General features: G+C 72.2%; 19 protein-coding genes. 6 read left to right on the top strand and 13 right to left on the bottom strand.

Annotated features, from left to right (window positions below):
* Positions 1 to 119 precede the first annotated feature (119 nt).
* The 5 genes from ACZDWJ_RS06165 to ctaC all read right to left on the bottom strand — a co-directional run bounded on the left by ACZDWJ_RS06165 (position 120) and on the right by ctaC (position 5,337).
* Positions 120 to 803, bottom strand: coding sequence for a class I SAM-dependent methyltransferase (locus ACZDWJ_RS06165; protein ID WP_463520053.1), 684 nt, complete (start codon positions 801 to 803; stop codon positions 120 to 122).
* A gap of 93 nt (positions 804 to 896) precedes the next feature.
* Positions 897 to 2,120: a L,D-transpeptidase gene (locus ACZDWJ_RS06160; RefSeq protein ID WP_463520052.1), complete on the bottom strand. Its 1,224-nt coding sequence runs from the start codon at positions 2,118 to 2,120 to the stop codon at positions 897 to 899.
* 189 nt (positions 2,121 to 2,309) lie between these two features.
* A complete protein-coding gene (locus tag ACZDWJ_RS06155; RefSeq protein ID WP_463520051.1) occupies positions 2,310 to 2,726 on the bottom strand; it encodes a cytochrome c oxidase subunit 4 in 417 nt (138 codons plus the stop codon).
* The gene (ctaD, locus tag ACZDWJ_RS06150; protein WP_463520050.1) at positions 2,723 to 4,471 is read right to left on the bottom strand and encodes an aa3-type cytochrome oxidase subunit I; all 1,749 of its coding nucleotides are present in this window, start codon (positions 4,469 to 4,471) and stop codon (positions 2,723 to 2,725) included. Before ctaD ends, ACZDWJ_RS06155 begins: the two co-directional genes overlap by 4 nt.
* Positions 4,468 to 5,337 (bottom strand): aa3-type cytochrome oxidase subunit II, encoded by an 870-nt coding sequence (ctaC, locus tag ACZDWJ_RS06145; protein WP_463520049.1) that lies wholly within the window; start codon positions 5,335 to 5,337, stop codon positions 4,468 to 4,470. Before ctaC ends, ctaD begins: the two co-directional genes overlap by 4 nt.
* A 90-nt stretch (positions 5,338 to 5,427) precedes the next feature.
* Here ctaC and ACZDWJ_RS06140 point away from each other — a divergent pair, with 90 nt between their 5' ends.
* Positions 5,428 to 6,576 carry a cysteine desulfurase family protein gene (locus ACZDWJ_RS06140; protein ID WP_463520048.1) on the top strand — a complete coding sequence of 383 codons (1,149 nt, stop codon included), beginning with the start codon at positions 5,428 to 5,430 and terminating at the stop codon, positions 6,574 to 6,576.
* Positions 6,573 to 6,833 (top strand): sulfurtransferase TusA family protein, encoded by a 261-nt coding sequence (locus ACZDWJ_RS06135; RefSeq protein WP_463520047.1) that lies wholly within the window; start codon positions 6,573 to 6,575, stop codon positions 6,831 to 6,833. Before ACZDWJ_RS06140 ends, ACZDWJ_RS06135 begins: the two co-directional genes overlap by 4 nt.
* A 19-nt stretch (positions 6,834 to 6,852) precedes the next feature.
* On the opposite strand, the gene ACZDWJ_RS06130 is transcribed toward ACZDWJ_RS06135, so the two are convergent.
* Positions 6,853 to 7,785, bottom strand: coding sequence for a carbohydrate kinase family protein (locus ACZDWJ_RS06130; RefSeq protein WP_463520189.1), 933 nt, complete (start codon positions 7,783 to 7,785; stop codon positions 6,853 to 6,855).
* A gap of 142 nt (positions 7,786 to 7,927) precedes the next feature.
* Between ACZDWJ_RS06130 and ACZDWJ_RS06125 the strand changes: the two genes are divergently transcribed.
* Positions 7,928 to 8,146: a hypothetical protein gene (locus tag ACZDWJ_RS06125; RefSeq protein ID WP_463520046.1), complete on the top strand. Its 219-nt coding sequence runs from the start codon at positions 7,928 to 7,930 to the stop codon at positions 8,144 to 8,146.
* Between the two features lie 205 nt (positions 8,147 to 8,351).
* Here ACZDWJ_RS06125 and erpA read toward each other — a convergent pair whose 3' ends face one another.
* Both erpA and ACZDWJ_RS06115 read right to left on the bottom strand, forming a co-directional pair.
* Positions 8,352 to 8,714, bottom strand: a complete 363-nt coding sequence (gene erpA, locus ACZDWJ_RS06120; protein ID WP_463520045.1) for an iron-sulfur cluster insertion protein ErpA — start codon at positions 8,712 to 8,714, stop codon at positions 8,352 to 8,354.
* Positions 8,715 to 8,813: 99 nt separating this feature from the next.
* Entirely contained in the window at positions 8,814 to 9,863 is a 1,050-nt protein-coding gene (locus ACZDWJ_RS06115; RefSeq protein ID WP_463520044.1) for a glycerate kinase family protein, read from the bottom strand.
* Between the two features lie 35 nt (positions 9,864 to 9,898).
* Between ACZDWJ_RS06115 and ACZDWJ_RS06110 the strand changes: the two genes are divergently transcribed.
* Positions 9,899 to 10,750 carry a GNAT family N-acetyltransferase gene (locus ACZDWJ_RS06110; protein ID WP_463520043.1) on the top strand — a complete coding sequence of 284 codons (852 nt, stop codon included), beginning with the start codon at positions 9,899 to 9,901 and terminating at the stop codon, positions 10,748 to 10,750.
* A gap of 44 nt (positions 10,751 to 10,794) precedes the next feature.
* Positions 10,795 to 11,982: a quinolinate synthase NadA gene (nadA, locus tag ACZDWJ_RS06105; RefSeq protein WP_463520042.1), complete on the top strand. Its 1,188-nt coding sequence runs from the start codon at positions 10,795 to 10,797 to the stop codon at positions 11,980 to 11,982.
* Positions 11,983 to 11,995: 13 nt separating this feature from the next.
* Here nadA and ACZDWJ_RS06100 read toward each other — a convergent pair whose 3' ends face one another.
* The 4 genes from ACZDWJ_RS06100 to ACZDWJ_RS06085 form a co-directional block, all read right to left on the bottom strand.
* Positions 11,996 to 13,231 carry a sensor histidine kinase gene (locus tag ACZDWJ_RS06100; RefSeq protein WP_463520041.1) on the bottom strand — a complete coding sequence of 412 codons (1,236 nt, stop codon included), beginning with the start codon at positions 13,229 to 13,231 and terminating at the stop codon, positions 11,996 to 11,998.
* Positions 13,232 to 13,334: 103 nt separating this feature from the next.
* Entirely contained in the window at positions 13,335 to 13,919 is a 585-nt protein-coding gene (gene pspAB / locus ACZDWJ_RS06095) for a PspA-associated protein PspAB (protein WP_463520040.1), read from the bottom strand.
* Between the two features lie 7 nt (positions 13,920 to 13,926).
* Entirely contained in the window at positions 13,927 to 14,853 is a 927-nt protein-coding gene (gene htpX, locus ACZDWJ_RS06090) for a zinc metalloprotease HtpX (RefSeq protein ID WP_463520039.1), read from the bottom strand.
* A 127-nt stretch (positions 14,854 to 14,980) separates the two neighbouring features.
* Entirely contained in the window at positions 14,981 to 15,763 is a 783-nt protein-coding gene (locus ACZDWJ_RS06085) for a PspA/IM30 family protein (RefSeq protein WP_463520038.1), read from the bottom strand.
* A 172-nt stretch (positions 15,764 to 15,935) separates the two neighbouring features.
* Here ACZDWJ_RS06085 and ACZDWJ_RS06080 point away from each other — a divergent pair, with 172 nt between their 5' ends.
* Positions 15,936 to 16,517, top strand: coding sequence for a DUF3043 domain-containing protein (locus ACZDWJ_RS06080; RefSeq protein WP_463520037.1), 582 nt, complete (start codon positions 15,936 to 15,938; stop codon positions 16,515 to 16,517).
* 45 nt (positions 16,518 to 16,562) lie between these two features.
* Here the strand turns inward: ACZDWJ_RS06080 and ACZDWJ_RS06075 are convergent, their stop codons facing one another.
* Positions 16,563 to 17,576: an aldo/keto reductase family protein gene (locus tag ACZDWJ_RS06075; protein ID WP_463520036.1), complete on the bottom strand. Its 1,014-nt coding sequence runs from the start codon at positions 17,574 to 17,576 to the stop codon at positions 16,563 to 16,565.
* Positions 17,577 to 17,595: the final 19 nt, after the last annotated feature.

The raw sequence follows: 17,595 nt of genomic DNA, 5'->3' as shown, positions 1-17,595 counted from the left end.
TCGGCTCCTTCGGGAGCCGACCCCCTTCGTCGTTCTTGGAGCCCCTCCCCCACGCCTCGCGCCCGCCCCGCATGCTGGGCGGGGGCGTCAGGCTCCGAGGCGGTCCGTGCGCGGGAGCCTCACGGACGCAGCAGCCGCAGACCGACGAATCCCGGCTGCACGCTCAGGCGCGCATGAGTGGCCGGGTCGCGCTCGGCCATCTCCGGGGACGCCCGATGCTCCACGAGCCGCTCGATGAGGAAGCCCGCGTCCGTGAGCTCGCCGCACCAGTCCGACAGCGGCTGGCGCCAGTACCGCATCCGCCAGTCCTGCTGCCAGGTCTCCTCGACCCAGCCACGATCGACGTAGCCGCCCCGCACGTGCTGCCAGTCCCACGTGGGGTGGGTCGTGGAGACCAGCAGCGCTCCGCCGGGGCGCAGCACCCGCCGGATCTTCTGCAGCAGGGCGGCACGCCGCTCCACGTGGTGGATCACGAGAGCGGCGAGGACCACGTCGGCCCACGCCTCGGCCACCTGCCCCAGCGGCGCCTCGAGGTCCGCCACGTCGAAGCGGGCACTCGGGACCCGAGCGCGGGCTCGCGCGATGAGCGTGGGGCTCGCGTCGAGGCCATGGACCGCGGCGCCCCGACGCACGAGCTCCTCGGCGTAGAGGCCCGGCCCGCAGCCGAGGTCGAGCACCTGGCGCCCCGCGACGTCGCCGAGCAGCGCGAGCATCGTCGGACGGTCGTAGAGGGCGTTGTGGCTGCTGCTCTCGGCATGGCGGTCGAAGGCCAGGGCGAACGGCTCGTACTGGGCGTCAGGCACCCGTAGAGGCTCGCACACGACGCAGAACGCCCCCGAGTCCACTGTGGGGACTCGGGGGCACCTGAGAGCCTCTCAGAGGCTCCTGTGGACCTCTCAGGCCAGAGCGGACCCCTGGGAGTAGGTGCTGAACGGCACGTTCCAGTCGCCGTAGCCGTTGTCGGCGGTCATCTGACGGTCGGTGCCGGTGGTGACCACGACGTCGCCGGGACGCGAGAGGTCGTAGAGCCACTTGGCGTTCGCCGTGCTCATGCCGGTGCAGCCGTGGCTGACGTTGGCGTAGCCCTGCTGGCCCACCGACCACGGCGCGGCGTGGATGAACTCGCCGGAGTAGGTCAGGCGCATCGCCCACTGGACGTTGTCGAGGTCGTAGGCCTCGGAGCCGCCGATGCCGACGGTCTCGGAGTTCATCCGCTTGCTGGCGAACTTCTCGATGATCACCTTCGTGCCGGAGCGGGTGATGAAGCCCGGCTTGCCCGTGGTGATCGGGATCGTGCGCAGGAGCTTGCCGTTGCTGAAGACCTGCATCTGGTGGGTCTGGGCGTTGACCTTGTAGATGTGCGCGTCACCGACGGTGAAGTCGATCGCGCGATCCATCTGGCCGTAACGGCCCCCGCCGGTCGGGACCGAGTTGATGTCGGCCGCGACGTGGACCTTGGTGCCGGCCTTCCAGTACGTGCGCGGACGCCAGTGCACCTCGGACGGGCTGATCCAGCTCCACGAGCCGGCCTGGGCCGGAACGGAGGTGACCTTCAGGTGCTTCTCCACCGACGCCTTGTCGGTGACGGGCAGGTCGAACTTCACGATGACCGGCATGCCGACGCCGACGGTCTGGCCGTCGAGCGGCACGAAGGACGGGAAGACCTCCTGGGTCTTGCGGTCCAGCGTCTGGGTGCGGAAGGACATCGTCTTGGACACCGCGACGCCGTCGGCGTCGGTGCCCGAGGCCTGCACGCGGTAGGAGGTGCCGGGCTCGAGCAGCTGGCCGGCCGTCCAGGTGGTCTTGTCGCCGGAGAGGGCGCCCTTGACCGCGCCCGCGGCGGTGCGCACGGAGACGTCGGTGAACGTGCCGTCGGCGATGGAGGCGGTCAGCGTCGTGTCGACCGGCACCGTGGTGGCGCCGCGGTTGACGTTGAAGCTCACGACCGCAGCGGACGTCGGCGCGGACGCACCGGTCGTCGAGGCGCCGCCGGCCTGCGGGCCGTCTGCGGAGGAGCTCGATCCGGAGCCGGCGTTGCAGCCGGCGAGCAGGCCGAGCGGCAGCAGGGCCGCGGCCAGGATCGTGGCCGCACGGACGGGGCGGGTCGGGAGGCTGGACATCGCATGACTCCAAGGAGCTGGTGTGTGGGCGGGTGAGGCACCTCGTAGGACGCACCCGGCCCGGGATTCGTTGCGCCTGAGCGCGGATGAGACTGCCCTCAGAGTAAAGGACGCGTCCAGAACGCAGCGATTCCGCGTACCGGCGTGGTACGCGGAATCGCCGAGTGAGCCGTCACCGGCTCGGATGGATCAGTGGGCGAACTCGCCCCGGTAGTACTCGAAGACCAGGCCGCACACGGCCACGGCACCGACGACGCCGCCGATGATGGCCAGCCACCAGGCCTGCATGGCGACCGAGAACACGATCAGGCCGAGGGTCAGCGCGGCCCACAGCGGCCACCAGGAGTACGGCGGGAAGAACCCCAGCTCGCCGGCGCCGTCCGCGATCTCGGCGTCCTTGCGGTCCTCGGGACGAGGGTCCATGCGCCGCGCCTGAAAGCCCAGGTACAGCGTGACCATCGCGGTGAGGAGCGTGGTCATCGTGAGCGCGCTCGTGCCGGTCCAGTCGCCCCCGTGCTCGGAGGAGGAGGTGACCAGCCAGTAGGCAGGGGTCACCAGCACCAGGAAGACGGTGCAGACCGCGAAGATCCAGGTCTCGGCCTTCATCGCTTCTCGCCTCCGGTGGTGTCGTCGCCCATGACGTCCTCGAGATGCTCGGCACGGCCCTGCATGTCGGGCGCGTCCGCACCGCTGCCGTCACCGTTCTCCTCGAGGTCGAGGGCCGCGATCTCCGGGTGGTGGAGGTCGAAGGCCGGCGACTCCGAGCGGATGCGCGGGATGGTGTGGAAGTTGTGCCGCGGCGGCGGGCAGGAGGTGGCCCACTCCAGCGAGCGGCCCCAGCCCCAGGGGTCATCGGTCTCGACGAGCGGGTTGCGACGCGAGACGTAGACGTTGTACATGAACGGCAGCATCGACAGCGACAGCAGGAACGCCCCGACCGTGGAGACCTGGTTGAGGAAGGTGAAGCCGTCGTCGGGCAGGTAGTCGGCGTAGCGACGCGGCATGCCCTCGACGCCGAGCCAGTGCTGCACGAGGAAGGTGGTGTGGAAGCCGACGAAGAGCAGCCAGAAGTGCAGCTTGCCCAGGCGCTCGTCGAGCATCCGCCCGGTGAGCTTGGGCCACCAGAAGTAGAAGCCGGCGAACATCGCGAACACCACGGTGCCGAACACTGTGTAGTGGAAGTGCGCCACGACGAAGTAGGAGTCGGAGACGTGGAAGTCCAGCGGCGGGCTGGCCAGGATGATGCCCGTGAGACCTCCGAAGAGGAAGGTCGTGAGGAAGCCGATGGACCACAGCATCGGGGTGTCCATCGAGATGGATCCGCCCCACATGGTGCCGATCCAGTTGAAGAACTTCACCCCGGTCGGTACGGCGATCAGGAAGGTCATGCCGGAGAAGAACGGCAGGTTGACCGCGCCGGTGACGAACATGTGGTGGGCCCACACGGCGACCGACAGCACGGCGATTCCGAGCGTGGCGCCGACCAAGCCGACGTACCCGAAGATCGGCTTGCGACTGAACACGGGCAAGATCTCGGTGACGATGCCGAAGAACGGCAGCGCGATGATGTAGACCTCGGGGTGACCGAAGAACCAGAAGAGGTGCTGCCACAGGATCGGGCCGCCGTGGGCGGCGTCGAAGACGTGGGCGCCGAAGATGCGGTCGGCCTCGAGGGACAGCAGCGCGCCGGCGAGCACCGGGAACGCGATCAGCACCAGCAGGCTGGTGATGAGGGTGTTCCAGGTGAACAGCGACATCCGGAACATGGTCATGCCCGGGGCGCGCATGCAGATGATCGTGGTGATGAAGTTGACCGCACCGAGGATCGACCCGAGACCGGCCATCCACAGGCCCATGATCCACAGGTCGCCGCCGACGCCCGGGCTGCGGACGGCGTCGGAGAGCGGGGTGTAGGCGAACCAGCCGAAGTCGGCCGCGCCCTGGGGCGTGAGGAAGCCGGAGGCCGCGATCAGCCCTCCGAACAGGAACAGCCAGTAGCTGAACATGTTCAGGCGCGGGAACGCGACGTCGGGCGAGCCGATCTGCAGCGGCATGATCACGTTGGCGAAGCCGAAGAACAGCGGCGTCGCGAACAGCAGCAGCATGATCGTGCCGTGCATCGTGAACAGCTGGTTGTACAGCTCGTCGTTCACGATCTGCTGGCCCGGGTAGGCCAGCTCGGAGCGGATGAGCAGCGCCATCACGCCGGCGATGAGGAACCAGGCGAAGGACGTGCCGAGGTACAGCTTGCCGATCAGCTTGTGATCGGTGGTGGTCATGATGCGCACCAGCTGCGTGCCGAGCGGCTTGCGCCCGATCACGGTGGTGGGCGGGTTGGCGACGGCGGTCACTCGCTCTCTCCCTCGCTCTTGAGACCGGCCTGGGTGGTGGCGTCGGAGCCGCCCAGCAGAGGCTGGTCGGACACGTAGCCGTTCTTGACGCGCTGCTCGAGGTAGGCGTCGTATTCGGCGGGCGAGACGACCTTCACCTTGAAGAGCATCCGCGAGTGGTACACGCCGCACAGCTCATAGCACTTGCCGGCGAACGTGCCGGTGCGCTGCGGGGTGACCTGGAAGGAGTTCGTGCGGCCCGGGATGACGTCCATCTTGATGAGGAAGCCGGGGACGCCGAAGTCGTGGATGACGTCGGGCGACGTCAGCTGGAAGCGCGTGGTCTCGTCGTTGGGCAGGACCAGCGTCGGGATGTAGGACGCCGTGCCCGCCTCGTAGGCGAAGCGGCCGTCCGGGAGCGGGTAGTTGAACGTCCAGCTCCACTGCTGACCGACGACCTGGACGATCTGGTCGGGCTTCTTGCTCTCGTCGAGGACGATGTCCTGGACCCGCACGGTGTGCGCGAAGAACACGATCACCATCATCACCGGGGCGATCGTGTAGAAGATCTCCAGCGGCAGGTTGTAGCGGGTCTGCACCGGGATCTCGTCGTCGCTGCGGCGGCGATAGCGGACGACGACCCACGCGATGAGGCCCCAGACGATCACGCCCGTGACCATCGCGGCGATCCAGGCGCCACGCCACAGGTCGAGGGTCGACTCGCCCTGCTTCGTGACCGGGTCCGGCATGGCCAGACGCTTCCACTCGCCCGAGGTCTCGGACGAACAACCGGCCAGCATCATGATGCCGGCGAGCGTCACGGTCAGGGCCAGCGTGCGCAGGGCACGCGAGCGACCGGCCGTGCGCCGGGGGAGCTGCAGACTCAACGTTTGAGCCTTCCTCTCAGGCGTACTTAGGTGTTTCCACAGTACCGGACCCTGGAGGGGGTCACGGCATGGGGGCGCTACCGTTCCGGTGTGCGGTCAGCCACGTCCGATCCCCGGGGGACCGGCCCCGCGTCCCTCACCCCCGTCGACCTCGACGCCGCGTCGTCCGAGCCGCTGCATCCGACCGCCCGCGAGGTGCTCCTCGCCGCCTACGACCGCGGGTACGCCGACCCGCGTCGCCTGCACGGTCCGGCGCGGGCGGCCAGGCTGCTGCTGGACAACGCGCGGGAGGCGACCGCGGAGGCGCTCGGCGTGCGCCGCGACGAGGTCACCTTCGTCGCCTCGGGCACCGACGCCGTCCATCGCGGCCTGCTGGGCCTGCTCCGCGGGCGCGCCCGGGTCGGCACGCGGGCGGTGCACTCCGCCGTCGAGCACTCGGCGGTGCTGCACGCGCTCGAGTGGGCCGGCGGCGAGCACGCGAGCGTCGGCGTCGACCGCCTCGGCCGGGTCTCCCCCGACGACGTCGCCGCCGCGCTCGCTCCCGACACCGCGGTGGTCGCGGTCCAGGCCGCCAACCACGAGGTCGGCACGATCCAGCCGATCGCCGCGATCGCCGAGCGCCTCGACGGCGTGCCGCTGTTCGTCGACGCCTGTGCGGCCGCGGGGCGCGTCGCCCTGCCGTCGGGCTGGGACGTCGCGGCGGCGTCCGCGCACAAGTGGGGCGGTCCGGCCGGCGTCGGGCTGCTGCTGGTGCGCTCCGGCGCCCGCTGGCGGGCGCCGTTCCCCCGCGACGACCGCTCCGACGAGCGCGCCTCGGGGTTCGAGAACGTCCCGGCCGCGCTCGCGGCCGCGGCGGCGCTGCAGGCGGTCGTGGCCGAGCGGGCCGAGACCGACCGCCGCCAGCGCGCGCTCATCGACCGGGTGCGGGCGGCCGCGGGCGCGATCGAGGACGTCGACGTCGTCGGCGACCCCGACGACCGGCTCCCCCACCTGGTGACCTTCTCCTGCCTCTACGTCGACGGCGAGGCCATCGTCACCGAGCTGGACCGGCGCGGCTTCGGCGTGGCCAGCGGATCGGCGTGCACCGCCTCGACCCTCGAGCCCAGCCACGTGCTGGCCGCGATGGGCGCGCTCACGCACGGCAACGTGCGGGTCTCGCTGACTCGGGAGACCACCGCCGAGCAGGTGGAGGCGTTCTGCGCGGTGCTCCCCGACGTCGTCGCGGGACTGCGGCCGTGAGCCCGCTTCCCTCCGACCCCGGCCTGCGGCCCGACCTCGAGCTCGACTGCCGGGGCCAGGCCTGCCCGCTCCCGATCATCCGGCTCGGGCAGCGACACGGCGAGGTCGCCGTCGGCGGGATCGTCGCGGTGGTGGCCGACGACGTCGCGGCCCGCCACGACGTGCCCGCCTGGTGCCGGATGAAGGGCCAGACCTACCTCGGCGAGGACCTCGCCGACGACGGCGTGGCGCGCTACTGGGTGCGCCGGCTCGTGTGAGCCGACCCGGGCCGCTCGCTCAGGAGAGGTGGGGCGCGACCTCGTCGGCGGCGGCGTCGCCGTAGGAGATGCGCACGCGCTCGACGAAGTCGGCGGCGGTGAAGGAGTACTCCTGGGTGCCGACCGTCTCGACGACGTAGGCGGCCAGGACGCAGCCCACCTGCGCGGCGCGCTCGAGCCCGAGGCCCCAGGTGGTCGCGGCGAGGAAGCCGGCACGGAAGGCGTCCCCGACGCCGGTGGGCTCCACGGCGGTGACGCCGCTGGCGGCGGGGAGGACGATGTCGTCCTCGCCACGACGGCGGATGCGCACGCCCGCGGCGCCGAGGGTGGTGACCTGCACGCCCACGCGCTCGAGCACCTCGTCGGCCGACCAGCCGGTCTTCTGCTCGATCAGGTGCGACTCGTACTCGTTGGAGAACAGGATGGCCGCGCCGTCGACGAGCGGACGGATGAGATCGCCCTCGCTGAAGGCCAGCTGCTGGCTGGGGTCGGCGATGAACCGGTAGCCCCGCTGACGGCACTCCTCGGTGTGCCGCAGCATGCCCTCGGGGTCGTCGGCGCCGATGAGCACGAAGGCCGGGTCGCCGACGCGGGCCACGATCGGGGCCAGCTCGATGAGGCGCGCCTCGCTCATGGCTCCGGCGTAGAACGAGCCGAACTGGGCCATGGTGGAGTCGGTGGTGCACACGAAGCGGGCGGTGTGCTTGGACTCCGAGACCCGCACGTGGTCGCAGACCACGCCGTGGCGCTCCAGCCAGGAGCGGTACTCGCCGAAGTCCTCGCCGACCGCGCCGACCAGGATCGGGCTCAGGCCCAGGCGGGCCAGGCCGAAGCACATGTTCGGCGCGACCCCGCCGCGACGGATCTCGAGCTCGTCGACGAGGAAGGACAGCGAGAGCTTGTGCAGCTGCTCGACCACCAGCGAGTCCTCGAAGCGACCCGGGAAGGTCATCAGGTGGTCGGTGGCGATGGACCCCGCGATGAGCAGCGGACCCGTGGGCGTGGTGGTGTCGGACACGTCGCAGAACACTAGCCGGAACACTACCGACGGGTACCTGTGGGCCTACCTGTCGGTAGCGCCTAGCGTCGAGGTCATGACCGCCCACGAGCCCCGTCTGGCCTACGAGGACCTCCTCGCTCCCGGCGACCTGCGCGCCGACTGCGAGGCCGTGGTCCGCACCCTGCCGGCCGTCTCCACGACGGCCCCCTCGCTGCTCTACGACGACTTCCCGCGGGAGGTCCGCAAGCCCGAGATCCGCATCAGCGACGCCGCCAAGCGCATCGCCGACGCCCTCGAGCTCCACCTGGACTGAAGGCCGCGTCCACCCGCCTCGGCACCGACCCCCCGGTACGCCCGGGTCCTCACTCCGACGCCCCCGCGCCTCGCGCGGGGGCGTCGGTGCGTCCGGACCCGCTGAGCGCGGACCCGGCCCGGAGACGACGCAGGCCCCCGACGTCGAGGACGTCGGGGGCCGGGCGACGAGCCCGCTCGGGGCTCACACAGGGCTCAGGCAGGACTCAGTGGAACGAGTCGCCGCAGGCGCAGGAGCCCGTGGCGTTCGGGTTGTCGATCGTGAAGCCCTGCTTCTCGATGGAGTCGACGAAGTCGATGAGCGCGCCGTTGAGGTAGGGGACGCTCATGCGGTCGACGACGACGGCCACGCCGTCGAAGTCGGTGACGACGTCGCCGTCGAGCGTGCGCTCGTCGAAGAACAGCTGGTAGCGCAGACCCGAGCAGCCGCCGGGCTGCACGGAGATCCGCAGCTGGAGGTCGTCGCGACCCTCCTGCTCCAGCAGGCTCTTCACCTTGGCGGCGGCGACGGGGCTGATGTTGATGCTGTCGCTGCGACGCTCGGTGGTGGTCTCGACCTGCTCGGTCATGCGGTGCTCCCCAAGGATGAGATGGCGGGTGACGTCAGGTCCAATGCTAGGTCAGGACGCGCTATTCCCCGAGTGGGCGTCCTCACGCCGGGTGCGACCTCAACGCGACCAGGACCGCGCGACCCGCTCCGCCAGCGCCTCGAGCGAGCCCGCCGGGTCCTGCAGGGAGCGCTCCTCGCCCACCAGGTCGACCATCGCGTAGGCCGACTCCATGCCCAGCGCCCGCATCTCGCGGGCGCCCACGAGGACGCGTCCGGCTAGGGCGATGCAGGGGCGGATCGCCTCCTCGGCGAGCGCGGCGACGCCGTAGGGGACCTTGCCGGCGCGGCTGGAGAAGTCGAAGGCGCCCTCGCCGGTGACCACGAGGTCGGCGGCCCGCGCGCGCTCGGCGAGGCCGACCGCCTCGGTGACCCAGGCGATGCCGGGCTCGCGCCGCGCGCCGAGGAGCAGCAGGGCGTGCCCGAGGCCGCCGGCGGCGCCGGCGCCCTTCTCGAGGGCGACGCGGCGGTCGGTGGCCGCGGCCCACTGCTCGAGGAGGCCGTCGACGAGCAGGAGCTCCTCCTCGGCGAGACCCTTCTGCGGGCCGAAGGTCTTGGTGGCCCCGAAGAGCCCGGTGAGCGGGATGTCGACGTCGCTGGCGGCGATCAGCTCGACGTCGGCGACGCCGTCGAGGGCGTCCGGCCCGGCGTCGAGGGGGACCTCGGCGGTGGCCCCGAGGGCCGCGAGCAGGCCCGCGCCGCCGTCGTTGGTGCCCGAGCCGCCGAGCCCGACGACGATGCGCCGGGCGCCGGAGGCCGCGGCGGCGGCCAGCAGCTCGCCGACGCCACGGGTCGAGGCCGTGCGAGCGCCCTGCGCTCCGGTGAGGTGCAGGCCGCAGGCCTGGGCGCTCTCGACGAAGGCGTCCTCGCCCACCCGCAGCACGGTCGCCGGGACGGCACGGCCGTGGGGTCCGCTGACCGTGACGGCCAGCAGGTCTCCCCCGCGCGCCTCGTGCAGGACGTCGACGAAGCCGGGGCCGCCGTCGGAGAGCGGGGCGAGATCGAGCTCGTCGTCGGGCGCGTGACGGCGCCAGCCGGCCGCGATGGCCTCCGCGGCCTCGACGGCGGTCAGGGTGCCGGCGAACTTGTCCGGTGCGACGAGAACCCGCATGCGGCCACCGTAGTGCGCGGGCTAGCGTCGCGCGGGTGCGGATCCGACCGATGACGCCGTCCGACCTCGACGCCGCCGAGGGCGTGCGCGCCCGCGCCTTCGCCGGGCTGGCCGGCGGCGGGCCGCTGCCCGCCGGATCGCCGACGCCGTCGGGACCGCCCGGGTGGTGGCGGCAGCGCAGCGAGCACCTCCTGCGCACCGATCCGCAGGGCTGCGTCGTGGCCGAGGACGACGGTGCCGTCGTCGGCTTCGCCACCTCCCTGCAGCGCGAGGACCTCTGGTGCCTGGCGACCTTCGCCGTCGAGCCCGATCGTCACGGGTCCGGCGTGGGGGCCGCCCTGCTCGACGCCGCCGACCCCGGCGGGCGCGCCATGCTCTGCTCCTCGGACCACCTCGGCGCCCTGCGCACCTACCACCGGCGCGGCTTCCTCCTCGAGCCGATGATGCGGCTCGGCGGCCGCCTGCGTCGCGACCGGCTCGGCGCCGCCGCACGGGTGCGGGTCGGCGGCGAGGTCGACCCCGCGCTCCTCGACGCCGTCGACGCGCAGGTGCGCGGGGCGCGCCGGCCGGCGGAGCTGGCCCTCATGCTCGCGGCCGGACATCGGCTCCACGTCGTCGACGACGGTCTGGGCCGGGGCTACGCGCTGGTGGACGGCGCGACGACGGCCACGCTCGCCGCCACCGACGAGGCGACGGCCGAGGAGCTGCTGACCTCGGTGCTGGCCGAGGGTCCCGACGGGCCGCTGGTGGCGCACGTCGCGAGCTCGCAGACCTGGGCGCTGCGGCTCGGCCTCGAGGTCGGGCTCGAGCCCCAGGTCACCGGCTACCTCGCCGTGCGGGGAATGCGTCCGCCCCTCTCCTACGTTCCGCATGGCAGCCTGCTCTGAGCGCCGGTGCCGGAGCGACCCACGGTGAGGAATACGATCCGCCCATGAGCACCGTCGATCTCCCGCTGCTGCCGCTGGGCCGCGGCGTCGACCTGCAGGCCGAGCGGGGCGTCGAGTGCCCCGGCGACCTGCCGCCGGCCTCCGACCCCGACCTCGTCGCCCGCGCCCGCGCCGCCAAGGCCGCGCTGGGCGAGCGGGTCTTCGTCCTGGGGCACCACTACCAGCGCGACGAGGTCATCGAGTTCGCCGACGTCACCGGCGACTCCTTCAAGCTCGCCCGCGACGCCGCGGCCCGCCCGGACGCGGAGTTCATCGTGTTCTGCGGCGTGCACTTCATGGCCGAGTCCGCCGACATCCTCACCGGGCCGGACCAGCAGGTGATCCTCCCCGACCTCGCCGCCGGCTGCTCGATGGCCGACATGGCGCGGCTGGGCCAGGTCGAGGACGCCTGGGACGCGCTCGTCGAGGCGGGCGTCGCCGACGCCGTCGTGCCGGTGACCTACATGAACTCCAGCGCCGACATCAAGGCGTTCTGCGGACGCCACGGCGGCGTCGTGTGCACCTCCAGCAACGCCGAGGTCGCGCTGACCTGGGCCTTCGAGCAGAAGGCCCACCTCGAGGCCGGCGGCAAGGTGCTCTTCCTGCCCGACCAGCACCTCGGCCGCAACACCGCCGTGCTCGAGCTCGGCCTCTCCCTCGACGATTGCGTGGTGTGGAACCCGCACCGCCCCCACGGCGGCCTCACCGCCGAGCAGCTGCGCGAGGCGAAGATGATCCTGTGGAAGGGCCACTGCTCGGTGCACGGCCGCTTCTCCCCCGAGGTCGTCGACGAGCTGCGCGCCACCATCCCCGACGTCCAGATCCTGGTGCACCCCGAGTGCCGCCACGAGGTCGTCACGAAGGCCGACCTCGTGGGCTCCACCGAGTTCATCATCAAGACGATCGAGGCCGCCCCGGCCGGGTCGGCCTGGGCGATCGGCACCGAGCTGAACCTGGTGAAGCGGCTCGCGGCCGCTCACCCGGACAAGTCGATCAGCTTCCTCGACCGCACCGTGTGCTTCTGCTCGACGATGAACCGCATCGACCTGCCGCACCTGGTGTGGGCGCTGGAGTCGCTGGTGGCCGGCGAGGTCGTCAACCGCATCGAGGTCGACCCCGAGACCGAGCGCTGGGCGCTCGTGGCCCTCGAGCGGATGCTCTCGCTGCCCGGCAAGGCGGTCGGGCCCGCCTGAGGCGTGGGTCCGGTCAGCCGCGAGGCGGCTGGTCGGGCAGGGTGAGCCACACCGTGGCGCCCCCGCCGGGAGTCTCCTCGATGCCGACGGCGCCGCCGTGGGCGTCGAGGATGCGTCGGACCGTGGCCAGCCCGATCCCGGTGCCGGCGACGTGCTTGTGCACCCGCACCAGCGGCTCGAAGACCCGCTCGCGGTCCTCCGGCGCGAGGCCGAGGCCGTGGTCGGCGACCTCGAGACGCCAGGCGTCCTCGATCCGCTCCGCCCGCACCTCGATCCGCGCCGGCTCGTCGGCGCGGACGTAGGCGGCCGCGTTGGCGAGGAGGTTCTGCAGGACCGCCCGCAGCTGCCCGGCGTCGCCGAGCACCACCGGGAGACGCCCGACGTCGACCGTGGCGCCCTCGAGCTGCACCGCGAGATCGGCCCGGACGTCGGCCACCAGCGCCGCGAGGTCGACCTCGGCGAGGTCGAGCGCACCGCCGACGCGGGCGTAGGCGAGCAGGTCGTCGACCATGCCCTGCATGCGCCCGAGGCTGCCGCGGGCACGGGTGACGAGGAAGGGGAGGTCGCCGGCCGCCTCGCCGGGCGCGAGCTCCTGGACCTCCTCGGCCATCATCGACAGCGAGAGGTCCAGCCCCGTCATCGGGTTGCGCAGATCGTGGCTGACCTGGCCGGCGAAGGCCGCGAGCTGGAGGTTCGAGCGCTCGAGCTCGTCCTGGGCGCGCTCGAGCTCGGCGACCGTGCGGGTGAGCTCGCGGGTGCGCAGCTCGAGCTCGAGGAGGTCGACGACGCGATCGGCGAGCCGCGCGAGGTCGGCGGCCTGCTCCTCGGTGAGGGTGCGCGGCTCGAGGTCGAAGACGCACAGCGTGCCGATGACGACGCCGTCGGGCGTGCGCAGCTGGTGGCTGGCGTAGAAGCGCACCCGGCCGATCTCGCCGGTGACGAAGGGGTTCGCGGCGAACCGGTCGTCCTGGCGGGCGTCGGCGACGATGATCGGCGCCATCTGGCCGATGGCGACGTTGCACATGGAGTCCTCGCGCGTGCACACCGCGGCCTCGAAGCCCGTGACGGCCACCTGGTACTGGTGGGTCTCGGTGATGAGGTTGATGGTGGCCATCGGCACGTCGGCCACATGGGCGGCCACCTCGACGAGGGCCTGCAGGTCCGCCCGCGGGGGCTCGACGAGCACCCGGTAGCGGTCGATCTGGACCCTGCGCTCGCGATCGTGATCGCTGTGCACCGTGGCGGTCACCGCCGGCTCCTCCCTCGCCCCACGCCGGGGCGCTCGCGACGAACCTACCGTCCGGCGGGGACGGCTGCCGATCAGCCGGACGGATCGATCGGAATGGTCACGGTCAGAGCCCGGGTGCTCCCCAGACGGCCAGCCAGCGCGACAGGTCGGTCTCCATCGGCAGCTCGCCGACGAGGAGGTCGCGCACCTGCATCTCGAGCAGCTCGTCGCGCTCGCGGGCGCCCGGCCGCGGGGCGAAGGGGTAGAACGTCGACTGCTTGTAGAGGTAGACCAGCGCGACGCGCCGACCGGCCGGGTCGGCGAAGGGCACCAGCGCGCAGAGCAGGCCCGGGCCGAAGCCGGCCGCCTCCATGCCGGTGCTCACCGCATGCAGACCGGTGCTGAGGTCGGTGAGGTCGTTCGGCGCCTCGGGCCGGTCGTCGATGAGCAGCCAGGTGAAGCCGAAGTCGTCGGTGGACACCACGATGTCGGGCGCCTTGGCGTCGGCGCGCAGCAGCTCGACGATCTCCTGCTGCGCCTGCGCCGAGGCCGGTCCTGCCGCGAGGCGATAGCAGACCGAGGCGTCGCCGGTGGGGCGCAGGTCGAGCGCCGCCTCGAGGCCGAGCGCCGCGGTCGGGAGGGCGAAGAGGGCCGAGAGGTCGGCCTGCTTCGGCTTGGAGCGTCCGCTCAGGGTCTGCCACAGGCCCATCGGCGCGTCAGCCCCGTCGTCCGAGCTCGGCCTCGATGCGCGCGAGCTGCTCGAGCCGCTGCTGCAGGCTCGGATGGGTGGAGGTGAGGGTGTTGAGCGAGACGCCCTTGACCGCCGGGGCGATGAAGAAGGCGTTCATCGGCTGCGAGGCGCGCAGGTCCTTGTCGGGGACGACGTTCATCTCGCCGCTGATCTTGCGCAGCGCCGAGGCCAGGGCCTGGGGCTTCATCGTCAGCTGCGCCCCGGCGCGGTCGGCCGAGAGCTCGCGGTAGCGGCTGAGCAGGCGCAGCAGCAGGAAGCTGACGGCGTAGGTGACCATGCTGACCAGCAGGACGGCCAGCCAGATGGGCAGGCCGGAGTTGTTGTCGCGGTTGCGGCCGCCGCCGAACCAGGCGCCGTACTGCGCGCCCTGCGACAGCATGCCGGCGACGATGCCCGCCGACGCGGCGGCCGTCATGACCAGGACGTCGCGGTGGGCGACGTGGGAGAGCTCGTGGGCCAGGACGCCCTCGAGCTCCTCGGCGTTCAGGGTCTGCATGATGCCGGTGGTGACCACGACGACCGCGCGCTCGGGCGAGCGACCGGTGGCGAAGGCGTTGGGCACGGCCGTGTCGGCGACGCCGACGCGCGGCTTGGGCATGTCGGCCATCGCGCAGAGGCGGTCGATCATCGCGTGCAGCTCCGGCGCCTGCTGCGGGGAGACCTCGCGGGCGCGCATCGCCTTCATGGCGACGGTGTCGGAGGAGTACCACTGGTACCAGGCGATGCCGAGGCCGGCGAGGCCGGCGACGACGGCCAGACCGCCCATGCCGGCCGAGGCCAGGATGCCCATCACCAGGCCGATGAGCGCGACGAACGCCGCGCCGAGGAGGAACATGACCAGGGTCATCCGGGCGGTCAGGCCAGGATCACCCGCGAACCGCGTGCGTGCCATGGCCCCATCCTGCCCTGAACGGGCAAGACGACGCCTGCCGGCGCCTGAGGATCTGCTGTGCGTGCGACGACGCCCCGGCCAGGTGGCCGGGGCGTCGTCAGCGTCGTCGTCTGCGTCGTCGGGAGGCTCAGGCCTGGCCGGGGTCCTTGGCCTGCTCGGCGTCGAGCACCGGCTCCGCGGAGGCGGCGGGGGCCTCGAGGGCGTCGGGGGCGGGCGCGCCGCCCTTGAGCCGGGCCAGCTCGGCCTCGACGTCGGCCTGGCTGCTCATCGCCTCGAGCTCGCGGGCGATGTCGTCGCCGCGGTTGGTGGCCGAGACGTCGTCGAGCGCGCCGCTGGCGATGAGCTCGTCGATGGCGCCCGCGCGGGCCTGCATCTGCGCGGTCTTGTCCTCGGCCCGGGTGATGGCGGCGCCGACGTCGCCGAGCTCGTCGCCGATGCCGGAGAGCGCCTCGTTGACCTTGGTCTGGGCCTCGGCGGCGGTGTAGGTGGCCTTGATCGTCTCCTTGCGAGTGCGGAAGGACTCGATCTTGGTCTGCAGCTGCTGCTGGGTGCGGACGAGCTTCTCCTCCTCGGCCTGCAGCTGCGCGAGCTGGGCCTGGAGGTCGCCGATCTGCGCGGTGAGGCCGGACTTGCGGGTCAGCGCCTCACGGGCGAGGTCCTCGCGACCCATCGAGATGGCCTGCTCGGCCTGCTTCTGCAGCTTGTCGGACTGCTGCTGGAGCTGGGTGGCCTGGAGCTCGATGCGCTTGCGGCTGGTGGCGACGTCGGCGACGCCGCGGCGCACCTTGGTGAGCAGCTCGAGCTGCTTCTGGTAGCTGTAGTCGAGGGTCTCGCGGGGGTCCTCGGCACGGTCGAGCGCCTTGCTCGCCTTCGACTTGACGACCAGGCTCATGCGCTTCCACAGGCTCATGCGCCCACCTTAGGCAGTCGGTCAACGCCGCCGCATCCCCATGCCAGGCCCGCACCCGGCCCATGCCCGGCCCGCACCCGGCCCGCACCCGGCCTGCTCGGTAGGCTGGCGGCGTCCGAACGGCCGGGCCCTCGGGCCCGGCGATCCCCTGCGAGCACCCCGAGAGCCCCGCGTGCGCCGAAGCAAGTCGACCCCGACCCCCGAGCCCACCCCCGCGAAGCCGGGCGGCAAGGGACGCCCCACGCCCACGCGCAAGGAGGCCGAGGCGGCGGCGCGGGCCCGGGCCAAGACCCCGCGCACCCGCAAGGAGCAGGCCGCGGCCCAGCGCCTCTCGCGCTCGGAGAGCAGCCGCAAGATGCGCGACGCCATGCGCACCGGCGACGAGCGCTACCTGCCGCCGCGCGACCAGGGCCCGGTGCGACGGTTCATCCGCGACTACGTCGACTCCCGCCTGCGCATCGCGGAGGTCATCTTCATCCTCGTGCTGGTCTCGCTGCCGTTCCTGCTCGGCGCCGGCGGCACCCGCCCGGCCCAGGTGGCGAACACCGTGATCCTCGGCGTGTTCCTGCTCGTGATCGTCGACCTCGTCGTGCTGCGGTTCCGCCTGCGCCGCGAGCTGCGCCGCCGCTTCCCCGAGGAGCCCCTCAAGGGCACCACCTACTACGCCGTCGTCCGAGCCACCCAGATGCGGTTCATGCGGCTTCCCAAGAGCCAGGTCCGCATCGGCCAGGAGCTCCCCGACACCTACCGCTGACCCGCGGACGCCACGAGGGCCCGCGTGCTCGGTGGGCGGAGCGGGTCAGCGGCCCATCAGGTCCGCGCGCCGCGGCGAGGTGGTCAGAGCGGGGTCGCGGGTGACGACCGGCTCGACGATCTCGTCGATCTTGGCCAGCAGGTCGGCGTCGAGGCGCACGCCCGCGGCCTTGACGTTCTCGGTGACCTGCTCGGGCCGCGAGGCGCCGATGATCGCCGAGGAGACGTTCGGGTTCTGCAGCACCCAGGCGACGGCCAGCTGGGCCAGGCTGAGGCCTGCCTCGTCGGCCAGCGGCGCGAGCTGCTGGACGCGCTCGAGGACGTCGTCCTTCAGCCAGCGGCTGATCATCTGGTCGCCGCCCTTGTCGTCGGTGGCGCGCGAGCCGGCCGGGTGCGGCTGACCGGGCTTGTACTTGCCGGTGAGCACGCCCTGGGCGATGGGCGACCAGACGATCTGGCCCAGGCCCAGCTCCTCGGAGGTCGGGACGACCTCGGCCTCGATGACGCGCCACAGCATGTTGTACTGCGGCTGGTTCGACACCAGCGGGATGCGCAGCTCGCGGGCCAGCGCGTGGGCCTCGCGGATCTGCTCGGCGCGCCACTCCGAGACGCCGATGTAGAGCGCCTTGCCGGCGCGGACGACGTCGGCGAAGGCCTCCATCGTCTCCTCCAGCGGCGTCTCGTCGTCGTAGCGGTGCGCCTGGTAGAGGTCGACGTGGTCGGTGCCGAGACGCCGCAGCGAGGCGTCGATCGACTCCGAGATGTGCTTGCGCGAGAGGCCGTGGTCGTTGTGGGCGCCAGGGCCGGTGGGCCAGTAGACCTTGGTGAAGATCTCCAGGCCCTCGCGCCGCTCGCCCTTGAGGGCCTTGCCGAGGACGGTCTCGGCGGCGGTGTTGGCGTAGACGTCGGCGGTGTCGAAGGTGGTGATGCCCTCGTCGAGGGCCTGACGCACGCACGCGAGCGCGGCGTCCTCCTCGACCTGCGAGCCGTGGGTGAGCCAGTTGCCGTAGGAGATGGCCGAGATCTTCAGACCACTCCTACCCAGGTTGCGGATCTCCATGGATCGACCCTAGTCCGGG

This window comes from Nocardioides sp. B129/18, from assembly GCF_055282735.1.
Note: the sequence above shows the minus strand (reverse complement) of the source record. Positions and strands in the feature narration are given on the sequence as shown.

Bases quoted from the DNA above. Each gene is read 5' to 3' on its own strand.
- ACZDWJ_RS06160 (WP_463520052.1), bottom strand. From the start codon at position 2,120: ATGTCCAGCCTCCCGACCCGCCCCGTCCGTGCGGCCACGATCCTGGCC.
- ACZDWJ_RS06155 (WP_463520051.1), bottom strand. From the start codon at position 2,726: ATGAAGGCCGAGACCTGGATCTTCGCGGTCTGCACCGTCTTCCTGGTG.
- ACZDWJ_RS06130 (WP_463520189.1), bottom strand. From the start codon at position 7,785: ATGACCTTCCCGGGTCGCTTCGAGGACTCGCTGGTGGTCGAGCAGCTG.
- ACZDWJ_RS06125 (WP_463520046.1), top strand. From the start codon at position 7,928: ATGACCGCCCACGAGCCCCGTCTGGCCTACGAGGACCTCCTCGCTCCC.
- erpA (WP_463520045.1), bottom strand. From the start codon at position 8,714: ATGACCGAGCAGGTCGAGACCACCACCGAGCGTCGCAGCGACAGCATC.
- ACZDWJ_RS06115 (WP_463520044.1), bottom strand. From the start codon at position 9,863: ATGCGGGTTCTCGTCGCACCGGACAAGTTCGCCGGCACCCTGACCGCC.
- nadA (WP_463520042.1), top strand. From the start codon at position 10,795: ATGAGCACCGTCGATCTCCCGCTGCTGCCGCTGGGCCGCGGCGTCGAC.
- pspAB (WP_463520040.1), bottom strand. From the start codon at position 13,919: ATGGGCCTGTGGCAGACCCTGAGCGGACGCTCCAAGCCGAAGCAGGCC.
- htpX (WP_463520039.1), bottom strand. From the start codon at position 14,853: ATGGCACGCACGCGGTTCGCGGGTGATCCTGGCCTGACCGCCCGGATG.
- ACZDWJ_RS06085 (WP_463520038.1), bottom strand. From the start codon at position 15,763: ATGAGCCTGTGGAAGCGCATGAGCCTGGTCGTCAAGTCGAAGGCGAGC.
- ACZDWJ_RS06075 (WP_463520036.1), bottom strand. From the start codon at position 17,576: ATGGAGATCCGCAACCTGGGTAGGAGTGGTCTGAAGATCTCGGCCATC.